Origin of the sequence: Caballeronia sp. Lep1P3 (assembly GCF_022879595.1) — a bacterium.
Classification (GTDB): domain Bacteria; phylum Pseudomonadota; class Gammaproteobacteria; order Burkholderiales; family Burkholderiaceae; genus Caballeronia.
Window position 1 is genome coordinate 256,537 of the sequence record NZ_CP084266.1, and the last position, 14,520, is coordinate 271,056.

The 14,520-nt window shown below is 65.0% G+C and carries 14 protein-coding genes; 9 read left to right on the forward strand and 5 right to left on the reverse strand.

Annotation, left to right across the window (positions count from 1 at the left end; genetic code table 11):
- The first annotated feature begins 17 nt into the window (after positions 1 to 17).
- On the forward strand, positions 18 to 335 hold the full coding sequence (locus LDZ27_RS15645; RefSeq protein WP_244817294.1) for a YnfA family protein: 318 nt from the start codon (positions 18 to 20) through the stop codon (positions 333 to 335).
- 20 nt (positions 336 to 355) lie between these two features.
- Here the strand turns inward: LDZ27_RS15645 and LDZ27_RS15650 are convergent, their stop codons facing one another.
- Positions 356 to 1,378: a DUF2891 domain-containing protein gene (locus tag LDZ27_RS15650; protein WP_244816892.1), complete on the reverse strand. Its 1,023-nt coding sequence runs from the start codon at positions 1,376 to 1,378 to the stop codon at positions 356 to 358.
- 351 nt (positions 1,379 to 1,729) lie between these two features.
- Between LDZ27_RS15650 and LDZ27_RS15655 the strand changes: the two genes are divergently transcribed.
- Positions 1,730 to 3,025 (forward strand): MFS family transporter, encoded by a 1,296-nt coding sequence (locus LDZ27_RS15655; protein ID WP_244816893.1) that lies wholly within the window; start codon positions 1,730 to 1,732, stop codon positions 3,023 to 3,025.
- A gap of 247 nt (positions 3,026 to 3,272) precedes the next feature.
- The gene (locus tag LDZ27_RS15660) at positions 3,273 to 3,950 is read left to right on the forward strand and encodes a hypothetical protein (RefSeq protein ID WP_244816894.1); all 678 of its coding nucleotides are present in this window, start codon (positions 3,273 to 3,275) and stop codon (positions 3,948 to 3,950) included.
- Between the two features lie 9 nt (positions 3,951 to 3,959).
- Here the strand turns inward: LDZ27_RS15660 and LDZ27_RS15665 are convergent, their stop codons facing one another.
- Together LDZ27_RS15665 and LDZ27_RS15670 are read right to left on the reverse strand one after the other, a co-directional pair.
- Positions 3,960 to 4,121: a hypothetical protein gene (locus LDZ27_RS15665; RefSeq protein WP_244816895.1), complete on the reverse strand. Its 162-nt coding sequence runs from the start codon at positions 4,119 to 4,121 to the stop codon at positions 3,960 to 3,962.
- 50 nt (positions 4,122 to 4,171) lie between these two features.
- The gene (locus LDZ27_RS15670; protein ID WP_370653433.1) at positions 4,172 to 5,236 is read right to left on the reverse strand and encodes an AraC family transcriptional regulator; all 1,065 of its coding nucleotides are present in this window, start codon (positions 5,234 to 5,236) and stop codon (positions 4,172 to 4,174) included.
- A gap of 100 nt (positions 5,237 to 5,336) precedes the next feature.
- Here LDZ27_RS15670 and LDZ27_RS15675 point away from each other — a divergent pair, with 100 nt between their 5' ends.
- The 3 genes from LDZ27_RS15675 (at position 5,337) to LDZ27_RS15685 (ending at position 9,020) form a co-directional block, all read left to right on the forward strand.
- Positions 5,337 to 6,470 carry an acyl-CoA dehydrogenase family protein gene (locus LDZ27_RS15675; RefSeq protein WP_304657615.1) on the forward strand — a complete coding sequence of 378 codons (1,134 nt, stop codon included), beginning with the start codon at positions 5,337 to 5,339 and terminating at the stop codon, positions 6,468 to 6,470.
- Positions 6,471 to 6,493: 23 nt separating this feature from the next.
- Positions 6,494 to 8,209, forward strand: a complete 1,716-nt coding sequence (locus LDZ27_RS15680) for an AMP-binding protein (protein WP_244816898.1) — start codon at positions 6,494 to 6,496, stop codon at positions 8,207 to 8,209.
- Between the two features lie 103 nt (positions 8,210 to 8,312).
- Positions 8,313 to 9,020 carry a hypothetical protein gene (locus LDZ27_RS15685; protein ID WP_244816899.1) on the forward strand — a complete coding sequence of 236 codons (708 nt, stop codon included), beginning with the start codon at positions 8,313 to 8,315 and terminating at the stop codon, positions 9,018 to 9,020.
- A 106-nt stretch (positions 9,021 to 9,126) separates the two neighbouring features.
- On the opposite strand, the gene LDZ27_RS15690 is transcribed toward LDZ27_RS15685, so the two are convergent.
- Together LDZ27_RS15690 and ydiK are read right to left on the reverse strand one after the other, a co-directional pair.
- Entirely contained in the window at positions 9,127 to 9,723 is a 597-nt protein-coding gene (locus LDZ27_RS15690) for a DUF6572 domain-containing protein (protein ID WP_244816900.1), read from the reverse strand.
- 184 nt (positions 9,724 to 9,907) lie between these two features.
- Complete coding sequence (ydiK, locus tag LDZ27_RS15695) at positions 9,908 to 11,080, reverse strand: AI-2E family transporter YdiK (protein WP_244816901.1); 1,173 nt, start codon at positions 11,078 to 11,080, stop codon at positions 9,908 to 9,910.
- A 297-nt stretch (positions 11,081 to 11,377) separates the two neighbouring features.
- Here ydiK and LDZ27_RS15700 point away from each other — a divergent pair, with 297 nt between their 5' ends.
- The 3 genes from LDZ27_RS15700 (at position 11,378) to LDZ27_RS15710 (ending at position 14,377) form a co-directional block, all read left to right on the forward strand.
- Positions 11,378 to 13,096, forward strand: coding sequence for a PQQ-binding-like beta-propeller repeat protein (locus LDZ27_RS15700; protein WP_244816902.1), 1,719 nt, complete (start codon positions 11,378 to 11,380; stop codon positions 13,094 to 13,096).
- A gap of 107 nt (positions 13,097 to 13,203) precedes the next feature.
- The gene (locus LDZ27_RS15705; protein ID WP_244817295.1) at positions 13,204 to 13,737 is read left to right on the forward strand and encodes a cytochrome c; all 534 of its coding nucleotides are present in this window, start codon (positions 13,204 to 13,206) and stop codon (positions 13,735 to 13,737) included.
- Positions 13,718 to 14,377, forward strand: a complete 660-nt coding sequence (locus LDZ27_RS15710) for an ankyrin repeat domain-containing protein (RefSeq protein ID WP_370653434.1) — start codon at positions 13,718 to 13,720, stop codon at positions 14,375 to 14,377. Before LDZ27_RS15705 ends, LDZ27_RS15710 begins: the two co-directional genes overlap by 20 nt.
- Positions 14,378 to 14,520: the final 143 nt, after the last annotated feature.

Here is a 14,520-nt window from a genome sequence, read left to right on the forward strand (position 1 = left end):
GAAACGCGCGCTTCGTGATGAAAACCTTCCTGCTCTACGTCGTGACCGCGATAGCGGAAATCGGGGGCTGTTACTTTCCTTACCGATGGCTGAAGGCGGGCGGCTCGCCGTGGCTCGTCGTGCCGGGTGCCTTGTCGCTCGCGCTCTTCGCGTGGCTCCTGACGCTGCACGAGACCGCCGCGGGCCGCGTGTATGCCGCGTATGGCGGCGTCTACATCGGCGTGGCGATCGCCTGGCTCTGGGCAATCGAGCGCATTCGGCCAACCGTGTGGGACATCACCGGCGCGGCCATCGCGCTGGTCGGCATGAGCGTGATCGCGTTCCAGCCGCGCTGACCGCATCCGTCACATACCGCTCACGCCTGCAGCGCGAGCAGCGCGAATGTCGCGAGCCAGTGCTCGCCCATGTAATCCCCGGCGACATGCGCGATGCCCGCGGCGAGATGTTCGTCCGCGCTCGACTGCAACACGGCGATGCGCGCGTCGCCTTCCGGCAGCGCCCGCGCGATCTCGCGCTGACACCACGCGCGGCTCAGGTTCAGGCCGTCGAGGTGCGCGAGCTTGCCGTCGCTGCGATCCGTGACGGTGGCCGGCGTGAAGAGCGTCGCGGGCTCGCGCGCGGCAAGGCGCGGCAGGAACGCATCGAGCCAGCCGGCGAAGCGCGCATCGGGCAGGACGTGGCGCATCAATACTGCTTCCATCAGCGAGGGCGAGAGGAATTCGTCCCCGGCCGGCTCCCATGCCTGACACCCTGCATCGTTCTCGAACCAGCGCATCGCGGTTCGCGTGAGCAGTTGCTCGAACGCCGTATCGCCGACGACGCGCGCATACCCAAGCGACAGCGTCAGCGCGAACGCCATGTTGAAGTGCGTGCCGACGCGCAGCGGATACGTGGACTTCGGCAGAAATTCGGTGAAGCGCTCGACGAAGGCGTCCGCGAGCGGTTGCAGCGAGCGCGCCCAGCGCGCGCCATCGGCGGATTGCATCGAGCGAAGTTGGCCCGCGAGCGCGAGCAGCCACGCCCAGCCGTAGGGCCGCTCGAAGCCGCGCGATGCCGGGCGTTGCAGATACGCGACTTCCGCCGCGACGTTCGCCTCGGTGAAATGCTCGTCGATGACCGCGCGAATGCGGGCGGCCTCCGGCAAGCCGGGGAAGCAGTCGTACAGGCGCGCAGTCAGCCAGTAGCCGTGCACGCACGAATGCCAGTCGAAGCTGCCGTAGAAAATCGGATGCAGCGCGCGCGGGCTTTGCGCGTCGGCAGCGCTTGCGAGAACGTGGTCGAGCTTGTTCGGATATTCGCGCGTCAGGTGGCCGAGCGCCACTTGCGCGAACTTCGATGCGAGCGCTTCGTCGAGCGCGACGGGTTTCTGCTTGTCCATGCGAACCTCGCGGAACATCGTTCGGTTGAATTGAATCGCGACTTTATCGATAAATGCTCGATAAAGTGTCCTGGCCGGGTAATTACCTAGTTGCAGTGTCGCGCGCCTTGCGCAGAAATGCCGTAAGCCGCGCGAAGGCTTTCGCCGTAAGCGACGACGCGTTTCGGTTCGGCGAGCGCTCTTGCCCGCGCGCATCGAAATGCGCGGTCAAGCGCCATCCGCGATGCAACTTCTGCGCGCCGATGCCCGATGCGTCGTTTAAACTTGCGCCCGAACGCCGCCAGAGCGTCACGTCCCGGCACGCGCGCCGGGCTTTTCATTCCAATAGAGACGTAAGCGTCCAGCACATTCATGAGCGATCTTCCCGTATATACCGCAGAGGACACCCGGCGACGCGTTTTCGCAATCGTCGGCGCGTCGTCGGGCAATCTCGTCGAATGGTTCGACTTCTACATTTACTCGTTCCTCGCGCTGTATTTCTCGGCGGCATTCTTTCCGGGCGGCAATCCGACCGTGCAATTGCTGAACACCGCGGGCGTGTTCGCCGCCGGTTTCCTCATGCGGCCGATCGGCGGATGGCTCTTCGGCCGCATCGCCGACAAACACGGCCGCCGCAACGCGATGATGATCTCGGTGCTGATGATGTGCGGCGGCTCGCTCGTCATCACCTTCCTGCCGACTTACGCGAGCATCGGTGCCTGGGCGCCGCTGCTGCTGCTCGTCGCGCGGCTTTTTCAGGGCTTGTCGGTGGGCGGTGAATACGGCACGAGCGCGACTTACATGAGCGAAGTGGCGTTGCGCGGCCGGCGCGGATTCTTTGCGTCGTTCCAGTACGTGACGCTGATCGGCGGGCAACTCGCCGCGCTGCTCGTGCTCGTCGTGTTGCAGCTTTTCCTTTCGACGGAAGAACTGAAAGCCTGGGGCTGGCGCGTGCCGTTCTTCATCGGCGCGTGTGCGGCGCTCATTTCGCTGTATTTGCGCCGTTCGCTCGATGAAACGACGACGGCGGAAATCCGCGAGCGCAAGGAAGCGGGCACGCTCGCGGGACTGATGCATCACAAGGCCGCGTTCATGACGGTCGTGGGGTTCACGGCGGGCGGCTCGCTCATCTTCTATACGTTCACGACCTACATGCAGAAGTATCTGGTGAACACGGCCGGCATGCACGCGAAGACCGCGAGCAACGTGATGACCGGCGCGCTTCTCGTCTACATGCTGCTGCAGCCGCTGTTCGGCGCGCTGTCGGACCGCATCGGACGCCGCCAGTCGATGCTCTGGTTCGGCGTGCTCGCGACGCTTTGCACCGTGCCGCTGCTGCACGCGCTCTCGGGCGTGAAAAGCCCGTTCATGGCCTTCGTGCTGATCGTGGCGGCGCTCGCCATCGTGAGTTTCTATACGTCGATCAGCGGTCTCATCAAGGCCGAAATGTTTCCGCCCGAAGTGCGCGCGCTCGGCGTCGGGCTGTCGTATGCGGTCGCCAACGCGGTATTCGGCGGATCGGCGGAATATGTCGCGCTGTGGCTCAAGAACGCGGGAAGCGAATCGGCGTTCTTCTGGTACGTGACCGTGATGTGCGCGATCTCGCTCGTCGTCTCGTGGGTGATGCTGAGCCCGGTCAAGGAGGGATACTTGCGCAACGAACCGTAAGGTTCAGCCGCGCGGACGCCCGATCGTCCGCGCGGTATGTTCAACGAGGCGGGCCGGGCGCGGACATCGATTGCCGCGCGGCTTGCCGATGACGGTAGTATGGTGTTTGATGCGGTATGTATCGATAGACGATGCGCCCGGCGTGGCGCGCAGTGGCACTCGGAAACAGGATATGCATGGGCGCGGCCTCGTCGCGCGCCGTGGCGATGCGCGCACTCGGGCGCATCGGTCAGCAGGGAGCCTGTCCATGGAAGATTTCGACGAAACGTTGTTTGTCGTCTGGCGAGCGAACCTGAACGTACTGGTCGGTTCGCCCGGCGGCGCCGCGCGTCTTGCGCGGATGATGAACTTCTCGCCGTCGTTCATGAAGCTGATCGTCGCGGGGCAGCGGGACTTCAACGAGGAATTCGTGCGCGGCATCGAGCTGGTGTCGGGGCTGCCGCCGCACTGGATGGACGAGCGGCGCAGCGCCGCCGAGGTTCCCGTGGAAGTCAAGCGCGCGCTCGACGAAGAACGGCCGTTCGCGATATTTCGCGGCACCGCGCATCCCGCGCCCAAGCGTTCGGTGCTGCGCGGACCGGAGCCGCTGCTTTCGCAGACGGAAGCCACGCGGCGCGTCGCGGATCTCGCGCAGCAACAGGCCGAAGCCAACCGCCGCGATCTGCTCTTCAGGAAGAACCGGGAATTGCTGTCGCAGGACTTGCGGCGGCTCGAGCGGCAGCTCGGCCTCCTGCAAGTGGAGCCGATGCTGCCGAAGGCCGATGAACTCGTCGCATCCGACCGCATGAGCGAATCGGCGAAAGCGGATCTGTCCGGGCGGCTCGAACAGATCGACAAGCATGTCAAGCTGCTGCATCAGCACGTCGAGAAACTCGTCGCGCTCCTCTCGACGCCCGACGAGCCGGGCGCCGGCGACGCGAGCTGAAAAGGCCGCCTACTTTTTCGGCGCTTCGTCTTTCTCGCGCGATTCCGGTTCCGGGTGAACCGCGATCGGATCGCTTGCCGGGAAGGTTTCTTCGAGCGCTTCGTCGAGCGCGTCTTGTTCCTTCACCGGCTCCGGCTGCTTCGTTGCTCCGTTCTGGCTGGCTTGCGTCATGGGGCCTCCGCGATGTGAGTCGAACGTATCCCAATATAACAGTCGATTCTTCAGCGTGCGCGCCGGTAGTCCGCCGGGCGCACGCCCGTCCACTTTCGAAACGCGCGCCGGAACGCGCTCGGCTCCGCGAAGCCCAGCGCGGCGGCGATGTCGGCGATGGTTTCGTTCGTATCGGCGAGGCGTGAAATCGCGAGATCGCGCCGAAGCGCGTCCTTGATCGCCTGCAGCGTCGAGCCTTCGCGCGCGAGACGCCGTCTCAGCGTAGCCTCCGCCATATTCAGCGCCGCCGCGATGCCGTCCGCCTCGGGCCAGTCGGCGGGCGCGATCGACTTCAGGCGCTGCCGGATGCGCGCCGCGAGCGAATCCGGATTGCGATACTTGACGATGAAATTCGCAGGCGCGTCGCGCAGAAACAGCTTGAGCGTCGATGCCGACTGCACGACGGAAAGCGTCGCGCATTCGGGCGCGAGATCCACGAACGTTTGCGGCTGATCGAAGCAGAGCGCGTCGCAGAACATCGGGCGATATTCGTCGCTATCGGCGGGCTCAGCGCAGCGAAAGTGCGCCGCGAGCACCGGAATGCGCCTGCCGACGAGCCAGCACAGCAAGCCATACACGAGGATGAAACCGGTCGCGTAGGCGAACATCGTCTTGGGCGCGTTCGCATCGCGAAGGACGATGCGCACGCGCCCCTCGTCGATATGCGGCTCGAACGTCAGCGCGTCGAGCACGAGCCGCATGAAGCCCGCGATGCGCCCGAGCGCTTCCTTGCCGTTGCGGGCGCCGAGCGCCGCATGGCACATCAGCACGAAGCTGCCGCGGCGCATCGGATGCGGGTCCTGGCCGAAGAATTCGTCGTCGAGGGCATCCGCGATCGCGTGCCACAGCTTGCCGTACTGCGCGGGCGACACGCGCGCACGCGGCGAATCGAGCGCGGCGGGCGCGATGTCCGCGGCATCCAGCAGCGTCGCGCGTGCAATGCCGCGCGCTTCGGCACAGCGCAGCGCCGCGTCGACGAGGCTCGCGGCGATCGAATCGCGCTCGACGTGCGTTCGGCGGATTGGGGTTGTCACTAGGTGGCGAAAGCGCTCGGTTAGCGTGATCGTTCTGGTCATCGGCCGGGGGCGGGCGATTGCCTAGACTCGCGAGAGCCGCCGATATCGGCGAAGAAGTGTATCCGAACCACCGACGACGCCCTTTGCGGGTTCAACCATGATCGACAGATTTCTCACCGAAGAGCAGCGCATGATTCGCGATGCCGCGCGCCAGTTCGCCACCGAAGCGCTCGCGCCGAACGCGGGCCAGTGGGACAAGGACGGCGCGATTCCGGACGCCGTCGTGCGTCAACTGGGCGAGCTGGGCTTGCTCGGGATGATCGTGCCGGCCGAACTCGGCGGCACTTACAGCGACTACACCGCCTACGCCCTCGCGATGGAAGAAATCGCGGCCGGCTGCGCCTCGTGCGCGACGATGATGAGCGTGCACAACTCCGTCGGCTGCGGGCCGATACTCGCTTTCGGCACCGATGCGCAAAAGGCCGAATGGCTGCCGAAGCTCGCGAGCGGCGAAGTGATCGGCGCCTTTTGCCTGACCGAGCCGCAAGCGGGATCGGAAGCCAACAATCTGCGCGTGCGGGCCGTCGAGCGCGACGGCCAGTGGGTCATCTCCGGCAGCAAGCAGTTCGTGACGAACGGGCGTCGCGCGGGGGTCGCGATCGTGTTCGCCGTGACCGATCCCGAACTTGGCAAGCGCGGCATTTCCGCCTTCATCGTGCCGACGAACACGCCGGGCTTCAACGTCGGGCCGCAAGAGCACAAACTCGGCATCCGCGCGTCGGATACGTGTCCGATCACCTTCGACGGCTGCGCGGTTCCCGCCGCGAACCTGCTCGGCAAGCGCGGCGAAGGCTTGAAGATCGCGCTGTCGAATCTGGAAGGCGGGCGCATCGGCATTGCGGCGCAGGCGCTCGGCATTGCGCGCGCGGCCTTCGATGCGGCGCGCGCCTACGCGAAGGATCGCGTGCAGTTCGGCAAGCCGATCGCCGAGCATCAATCGGTGGCGAACATGCTCGCCGACATGCAGACGCAGATCAACGCCGCGCGCCTTCTGGTGCTGCACGCGGCGCGCATGCGGACCGAAGGCATCGCTTGCCTGTCGGAGGCATCGCAGGCGAAGCTCTTCGCATCGGAAATGGCCGAGCGCGTGTGCTCGGATGCCATCCAGATTCACGGCGGATACGGCTATCTGCAGGACTATCCGGTGGAACGGCATTACCGCGACGCGCGCATCACGCAGATCTACGAAGGCACGAGCGAGGTGCAGCGCATGGTGATCGCGCGGCACGTCTAGCGGTACGTTCACGAGGAGACGCCATGAATCGAGCCGCGCCGTTCATCGAAGCACGAGATTTTCTGCTGCGTCATCGCACCGATTACGACACCGCGTATCGCGAGTTCAAGTGGCCCGTGCTCGATCGCTTCAACTGGGCGCTCGATTATTTCGATCCGATGGCGCGCGCCAACGATGCGCCCGCGCTGTGCATCGTCGCGGATAGCGGCGAGAAGACGGTCTTCAGCTTCGTGCAGATGAGCGAGCGCTCGGCGCGCGTCGCGAATCACCTGCGCGCGCTCGATGTGAAGCGCGGCGAGCGCATCCTGCTGATGCTGCCGAACCGCGTCGAGTTGTGGGAAACGATGCTCGCCGCGATGAAACTCGGCGCGATCGTGCTGCCGGCCACGACGCAACTGGCGAGCGGCGACCTGCGCGAGCGCATCGCGCTTGGGCGCGTGCAGCATGTCGTCGCCGATGCGGGCGAAACGCACAAGTTCGATGGCATCGACATCGCGGGCGCGAAGCTGTCCGTCGGCGGCGCGCGCGAAGGGTGGCTCGCCTACGAAGCCGCGTATGACGCATCGCCGGATTTCGTTCCGGACGCCGAAACGATGGCGCGCGATCCGTATCTTCTGTACTTCACGTCGGGCACGACGTCGAAGCCGAAGCCCGTCGCGCATACGCACGAAAGCTATCCGGTCGGCCATCTTTCGACGATGTACTGGATCGGGCTGCAACCGGGCGACGTCCACTGGAACATCAGTTCGCCCGGCTGGGCGAAGCACGCGTGGAGTTGCGTTTTCGCGCCGTGGAACGCGCAGGCGTGCGTCTTCATCTATAACTTCAGCCGCTTCGATGCCGCCCGCACGCTCGATGCGCTCGTCGAGCACGAAGTCACGATGCTCTGCGCGCCGCCGACCGTCTGGCGCATGCTGGTGCAGGAGCCGCTCGCGTCGTACCGCGTGAGGCTGCGGGAGATCGTCGGGGCGGGCGAGCCGCTCAATCCGGAAGTCGTCGAGCGCGTGCAGGCCGCGTGGGGCGTGCCGATCCGCGACGGCTACGGTCAGACGGAGACCACCGCGCAGATCGCCAATTCGCCGGGCCAGCGGCTCGTCCCCGGTTCGATGGGGCGTCCGCTGCCCGGCTACCGCGTCGCGCTGCTCGATCCGGAAGGTCGCCCCGCCGACGAGGGCGAGATCGCGCTCGTTCTCGATCCGCCGCCGCTCGGTCTCATGACCGGTTACGCCGATAATCCCGCCGCCACGGAAAACGCGATGCGCGGCGGTTTTTATCGCACGTCCGATGTCGCGTCGCGCGCGGCGGACGGCTATTTCACCTACGTGGGCCGCGCCGACGACGTGTTCAAATCGTCCGATTACCGCCTAAGCCCGTTCGAACTCGAAAGCGTGCTGATCGAACACGAGGCGATCGCGGAAGCCGCTGTCGTGCCGAGTCCTGATCCGTTGCGGCTTTCGGTGCCGAAAGCGTTCGTCACGCTGCGCCACGGTTTCACGATCGGGCCGGAACTCGCGCGCAGCGTGTTCGCGTTTTCGCGCGAGCGGCTCGCGCCGTACAAGCGCATCCGCCGTCTCGAATTCGCCGAATTGCCGAAGACCATCTCCGGAAAAATCCGGCGCGTCGATCTGCGCAGGCAGGAAGCGGCGCGCACGCAAGACGGCGCGCGCGGTGAATTCGAGTTCTGGGAAGACGACTTTCCGGAGCTACGGAAACCCGATGCGTCGCAATCCGCGAAATGAATCGAAAGCAAATGTAACGGAGCGGCCGCGAGGCGAACCGTCTGAACGAGCGCCGGTCGAAAGGGCTCATTCACGTCGGATCAATTCAGGGAGGAACCCGATCATGCCGAATCGGTCGCTACGGAACGCGCTTCTCGCGGCAGCCATCGCAGGCGCGCTCGCGACGCCGGCCGCGTCTTACGCACAAATCAACCTTCAGCAGTTCGGCTTCGGCAACAAGTCGCAGTCGTCGGGACAAAGCGGCGACAACGCCGCGCAGCCGTCCGCGCTCGGCTCGCTCGTGACGAACTATGTCGGCGCGAACCAGCAAGTGCTGAGCGGACAATCGAGCCTCGCCTCGGCCATGGGCATGTCGAGCGTCGCGAGTCAGGCGCAATCGGCGGCGGGCATGCTGTCGAGCGCGACGAGCGGCGGCGCGCCGGACGCGAGCGTGCTGTCGCAACTCGGCGGCACGCAGCAGAGCGTTTCGCAATCGTTGATGCAGGCGTTTACCAACAAGTCGACGACGCCGCCGACCGCCGCGAGCAAGCAGACTTTCACGGACGGGCTGGCGTCGCTCGGGCAGGGCGTCAAGCAGTACGCGGGGCTTCAGTCCGACCTGGGCGCGGTGAAGAACTCGATGAGCATGTCGTCGCTATTGCAGGCCGGGTCCAATCCGGGCACGGCGCAGGCGGCGACGTATATCGCGCAATCCGCGCCGGGACAATTGCAGTCTCTCGTGCAAACGTTGACGCAGGCGGTGCAGTATGCGAAGAGCAACGGCATCTCGGTGCCGTCGATTGCGGCTTCCGCGCTCAGCATGGGCAAGTGACCGCTCGCGTCGAACGCATCGAACGCGGAGCGAAAAAAAGCGGTGAGGCTCGTTGAGCCTCACCGCTTTGCTGTTCAAACCGGTTCGTTCGAAAGCTGCGCCTGGCTTACATCATCGCCGCGCGGCGCAGCGAAAGCCGCGTCAGAATGGGCAGCGTCTTCGCGTGGCGCTGCTGCGAGACGAGCGGCGGCAGAGAGGAAATGTCGGTGACTTCCGCGAGCTTGCGTTCGGGTTGTCCATCGGGCACCCGGCGCGCTTCCAGTACGTCGAGTACGTCGAGCACGCCCAGCGCGGGAGGCTCCACGAGTTCGGCCACTTCCTCCTCGACCGTGAACTCGACCGGTTCCTCGACCTTCAGTCCAAGCGAGCGCCGCACGTCCACGCCGCGCGTGCGCACGCTGAAACCCGCGGCGCGAATCACGCGTTCGCGCGTTCTCCAGAATGCGGCGGCGGACGCGGTCATTGCGTGCATCGAAACATATTCGATAACGATTTGATAACCGCGCACATGCGGATAATGAGCGAGCAATTCACCCGAGCGGATATATCGGGTGTAGCGGTCGATTTTCTTCGTCAGCAATTCCTGATGCCGTTCTTCGTCGTTCCAGTCCATGTCGTCAAAAACGCCGACATAGACTTGCTTGAACAGGATATTGACTCCGATGTAATCGATGGCGTCCACGTCGCGCAGAGACATGGTCATTCCCCTACGCCCTCAAGCGGGCAAAAGATCAAAGAACCGCATTGTAACGGATTCGTTGCGGCAAATTACTGTGAAACACGGTATGCAACGGACGGGAAAGGCTTTTTTAGTAAGAGTCCGAAGCCGGCTTGGAATGATTCCGATTATCGCGAGATTGAATTGTGAAAATCCATTTACGAGATAATCACGGGCGCCGCCGCGAAGCGTCCGCGAGACCGGCGTCCGACGCAGGACGGACGATTTCCTCGTTCGTCATTGCGTCCACTTGCGGTATCGACGGTTGCTCGTTAATCCACGCATTCAGAATGGCGGAAGTCACGGCGAGAATAACGGGGCCGATAAATAATCCGACTATTCCGAATGCAAACATGCCGCCGAGCACGCCCGAAAGAATCAGCAGCATCGACAAATTGACGCCGCGCTGAATCAGCAGCGGCCGCAGGAAATTGTCGAGCATCGCAATCATCAGCGACCACACGAGCAGCAAGGCCGCCGCGACATGCGAGCCGTGCCAGAAAAGCCACGCGACGCCGCCGAGCAACGGCAGAAGCGGCCCGATCTGCGCGAGGCACAGCATCAGCATGACCGCGGTGATGACGCCCGCCGCCGGCACGCCGGCAATCCACAAGCCGATGCCGCCGAGCGCGGACTGCGTGACCGCCGTCACCACGATGCCGAGCGCGACCGCCCGCACCGCGAGTCCCGCGAGCTTGACCGCTTCCGCGCCGCGCTGCGCCGCGACGCGCGCCGCGAAACGCTCGACGAACCGTCCGGCCGCTTCGCCGCGAACGTAGAGAATGCCCGAAATGATGAGCGTGATGACCATATGCATCACGAACACGCCGACGACGGCCGCGTGCGAGAGCATCCAGCGCGCGGCGATGGTCGCGTAAGGCTCGAGCTTGGCGAGCAGTCCGCCGGGGCCGGCGTCGGACAGCGATTGCCATTCCGTCGAAACGCGCTGGCCGGCGAGCGGAACGTCGCGCACCCAGGCGGGCGGCGGAGGCAGCGCGTAGGTCGGCAGGCTCTTGATCGCGGACATGATTTCGCCGCCGTGCAGCGCGAGCGTCGAGATCGCCTGATAGAGCGGCACCACGATCACGATCAGCAGCCCGAGCAGCATCACGGCGGTGGCGAGCCAGCGGCGGTTGCCGCAGCGGCGCTGCACCGCGAGCATGAGCGGCCATGTCGCGATGACGATCGTCGTCGCCCAGATGAGACCCGGCAGGAACGGGCGCAGGATATAGAGGCTGCCGGCCGCGAGCGCCGAGAGAATCGCGATCACGAGCAGAATGCGGGCGATGTCGACAGGCTGTCGCGGGTTCAGGTTCGGCTGCCCGTTGGATGATGTTGGCATGGTGCGTGGATATCGGGATGAATGGCGAAACGCGCGGCACGCAAGTCAAGGGATAGGCCAAAGCATGAGCGCAGGCAAGCGGTGCATTGCAACGAGTGGGCGCGATGATACGGCATCCGATCCATACGACTAAAAACCGCTTTGGTCTCGCGCCTCACATTCGTGCAACGCTGGCGCTGGTAATGCGCTCTTCTATTGCCTATGCTTCTTCGGGCGATGAGGGGGCAGCGCATGCCCCGCCGCACAACAAGAACGATTTGGGAGACTGTCATGGCCGGTTTTTCCCGCATGTCGCACATGTCCCTCGTTGCTCTCGGCGCTCTCGGCGCTTTCGCGATCCTTGCATCGCCGGTATCGCGCGCCGCCGACGAAATCCAGAACAGCAATACCACGCAGGCTTCGCCCGTGCCCGCGTCGCTGCGTCCCGTCTCGCAACAACAGCTCGACGCCGCCGCGAGCGACAGCGCATCGTGGCTGCATTCGAATGGATCGTATGCGCAGACGCGCTACGCGCCCGCGTCGCAGATCAATGCGTCGAACGTGACGAAGCTCAAGCCCGTCTTCGTCTTTCAGACCGCTGTGATGGAGTCGATGGAAACCGCGCCGATCGTCTCCAACGGCGTGATGTTCCTCACGACCTCCTATAACCACGTCTACGCGATCGACGCGGTCACAGGCAAGGAGTTCTGGCATTACAAGCACAAGATGGGACCGGTCACGACCTTCTGCTGCGGACCGAACAACCGCGGCGTTGCGATTGCCGGCGACCGTCTCTTCATGGGCACGCTCGACGCGAAGCTCGTCGCGCTCGATGCGAAGACCGGCAACGTCGCATGGTCCACGCAGATCGCCGATCCCGAAGATGGGTATTCGGAGACGATGGCGCCCGTCGTCGTGGACGGCAAGGTGCTGATCGGCACGAACGGCGGCGAATACGGCATACGCGGCTTTGTGAAGGCATTCGACGCGAACTCGGGCCAGTTGCTGTGGACGTTCTATACGATCCCCGACACCAGCAGCGAGGGCGTGTGGGCCGAGAACGACGCGGCCGGCCGCAACATGAAGCGCGACATCGAGGCGGAAAAGAAGGCGCTCGCGGACAAGGGCGGCGACTTCTACAAGACGCTCGGCGGCGGCGTATGGATGGCGCCCGCGGTCGATCGCGCGACGCGCACGGTGTACTTCGTCGTCGGCAATCCGTCGCCGGACCTGTACGGCGCGATTCGTCCCGGCGACAACCTGTACACGGATTCGCTCGTCGCCGTCGATCTCGACACCGGCAAGTACAAGTGGCACTACCAGTACATCGCGCATGACGTGTGGGACCTCGACGCCGTGAGCCCGCCGATACTCGCCGACGTGAAGGACAAGAACGGGCAGACGGTGCCCGGCATCATCCACGGCGGCAAGACGGGCTTCGTCTACGTGCACGATCGCCGCGACGGGCATCTCATTCGCGTTTCCGAGGCGATGATTCCGCAAGAAGGTGTGTGGACGTTGCCGACGCCGACGGGCGCGCGCATGCTGCCGGGCGCGAACGGCGGCGTGGAATGGTCGCCGATGGCGTTCAGTCCGAAGACGCGCATGGCGTATGCCGCGAATCTGCATCAGCCGATGACGTATCAGGTCGAGGAAGCCGCGTATCCCGGCGGCAAGCTGTGGCTGGGCGGCGCGTTCAAGGTGATCCCGTCCGAGCAGCAATGGGGCCGGCTCGTCGCGGTCAACGTGGATACGGGCAAGATCGCGTGGGGCTTCAAGACGGACCAGCCGCTCATCGGCGGCGTGCTCGCCACCGCGGGCGGGCTCGTCTTCAACGGCGAAGGCAACGGCCTGTTCCGCGCCTTCGACGCCGCAAGCGGCCGCAAGCTCTGGGAGTTCCAGTGCGGCGCGGGCGTCAATGCGCCGGCCGTGTCGTACACGGTCAACGGCAAGCAGTACATCGCGGTCGCGGCGGGCGGCAACACGCAACTCGACTACAAGCGCGGCAACAGCGTGCTCGTCTTCGCGTTGCCCTGATGCGCGGCCCGTCCATCCAAGCGTCCGATGAAGCGCGGCGGCACCGCAGGCGCGTGCGCGGGTTCATCGTGTATGTGGTGTGGCTCGTCTGCTGTCTCGTCTTGTCGATGCCTTCGCCCGCTCGCGCCGACGCGCAGGCGGGCGCGGCGAAGGCCGCCGTGTGCAGCGCGTGCCACGGGCTCAACGGCAATTCGACGACGGGCGACTATCCATCGCTTGCCGGCCAGACTGCGCGCTACATCTACCTCGAACTGCGCGACTTCAAGGCGGGACGCCGCAGCGACCCGCGCATGTCGCCGATGGCCGCGAACCTTACACCGGACGACATGCACGATCTCGCCGACTACTTCGCCGCGCAAAAACCCGTCGCGACCGATTTCAAGGCGGACCCGGTGAAGGTCGAGGCGGGCCGCAAGAAGTCCGAGGAACTGCTGTGCACGATGTGTCATCTCGGCGGCTTCGCGGGCCAGAACGAGATACCGCGCGTGGCGGGGCAGCAGTACGCGTACATCGTCAAGCAGTTGCAGGATTTCCGCGCGAAGAAGCGCACGAACGACGCGGGCAACATGACGAGCGTGACCAAGAATCTGTCCGATGCGGACATCGAGAACCTCGCAAACTATGTCGCGAATCTTCAATAGCGCGTGGGCGGCCATCGCGCTGGCGTTGTGCGCGATGTCTGCCGCCGCGCACGCCGACGACGACGCCTATGCGCGCAACGAACACCTGCTCGCGGCGGCGCGCAGCGGCGATCAGAACGCGGTCATGCGCCTGCTCGACGAAGGCGCGTCGATCGATTCGCGCAATCGCATCGGCGACACGCCGCTCATCAGCGCGTGCAAGAAGGGCGCGACGCCGATGGCGCGCATGCTGATCGAACGCGGCGCGAACGTGAATCAGGCCGACGTGCAGGGCATCACGCCGTTGATCGCGGCGGCGTTCGACGGCAACGACGACCTCGCCGCGCTGCTGCTCGCGCATCGCGCGGACACGGCGGCGACCGATCGCGTCGGCAAGACGGCGATCGAGTATGCGGCGGGGCGCGGGTACACGACGGTCGTCCAGCGTCTGCTCGATGCAGGCGTCGATGTCAACGCGGTTTATCGCAATCACCTGACGGCGCTCATGTGGGCGGCAGGTTACGATCAGGCGCAAACCGCATCGATGCTGCTCGCGCGCGGCGCGAACCGCGATCTGCGCGACGACCGCGGCATGACCGCCGGCGACATCGCACGGCAGACGCATTCGGACAAGGTCGCGACGCTGCTCCTCAATCGATGAGCGCGGAGTACGCGATCCCGAAACAAACGGCGCGAATTTTCGTCCGTTCGCGCCGATCATGGAAAGACGCGAAGTGTGAACTTCGCGTGTCTTGCCAATGCTTTAACCTTCGGCGAAGCGCGACATCGCCGAGTCGCCGCGCC

Bases quoted from the DNA above. Each gene is read 5' to 3' on its own strand.
- LDZ27_RS15685 (WP_244816899.1), top strand. From the start codon at position 8,313: ATGCCGAATCGGTCGCTACGGAACGCGCTTCTCGCGGCAGCCATCGCA.
- LDZ27_RS15680 (WP_244816898.1), top strand. From the start codon at position 6,494: ATGAATCGAGCCGCGCCGTTCATCGAAGCACGAGATTTTCTGCTGCGT.
- LDZ27_RS15645 (WP_244817294.1), top strand. From the start codon at position 18: ATGAAAACCTTCCTGCTCTACGTCGTGACCGCGATAGCGGAAATCGGG.
- LDZ27_RS15650 (WP_244816892.1), bottom strand. From the start codon at position 1,378: ATGGACAAGCAGAAACCCGTCGCGCTCGACGAAGCGCTCGCATCGAAG.
- LDZ27_RS15705 (WP_244817295.1), top strand. From the start codon at position 13,204: ATGCCTTCGCCCGCTCGCGCCGACGCGCAGGCGGGCGCGGCGAAGGCC.
- LDZ27_RS15660 (WP_244816894.1), top strand. From the start codon at position 3,273: ATGGAAGATTTCGACGAAACGTTGTTTGTCGTCTGGCGAGCGAACCTG.
- ydiK (WP_244816901.1), bottom strand. From the start codon at position 11,080: ATGCCAACATCATCCAACGGGCAGCCGAACCTGAACCCGCGACAGCCT.
- LDZ27_RS15690 (WP_244816900.1), bottom strand. From the start codon at position 9,723: ATGACCATGTCTCTGCGCGACGTGGACGCCATCGATTACATCGGAGTC.
- LDZ27_RS15710 (WP_370653434.1), top strand. From the start codon at position 13,718: ATGTCGCGAATCTTCAATAGCGCGTGGGCGGCCATCGCGCTGGCGTTG.
- LDZ27_RS15665 (WP_244816895.1), bottom strand. From the start codon at position 4,121: ATGACGCAAGCCAGCCAGAACGGAGCAACGAAGCAGCCGGAGCCGGTG.
- LDZ27_RS15700 (WP_244816902.1), top strand. From the start codon at position 11,378: ATGTCCCTCGTTGCTCTCGGCGCTCTCGGCGCTTTCGCGATCCTTGCA.
- LDZ27_RS15670 (WP_370653433.1), bottom strand. From the start codon at position 5,236: ATGACCAGAACGATCACGCTAACCGAGCGCTTTCGCCACCTAGTGACA.
- LDZ27_RS15655 (WP_244816893.1), top strand. From the start codon at position 1,730: ATGAGCGATCTTCCCGTATATACCGCAGAGGACACCCGGCGACGCGTT.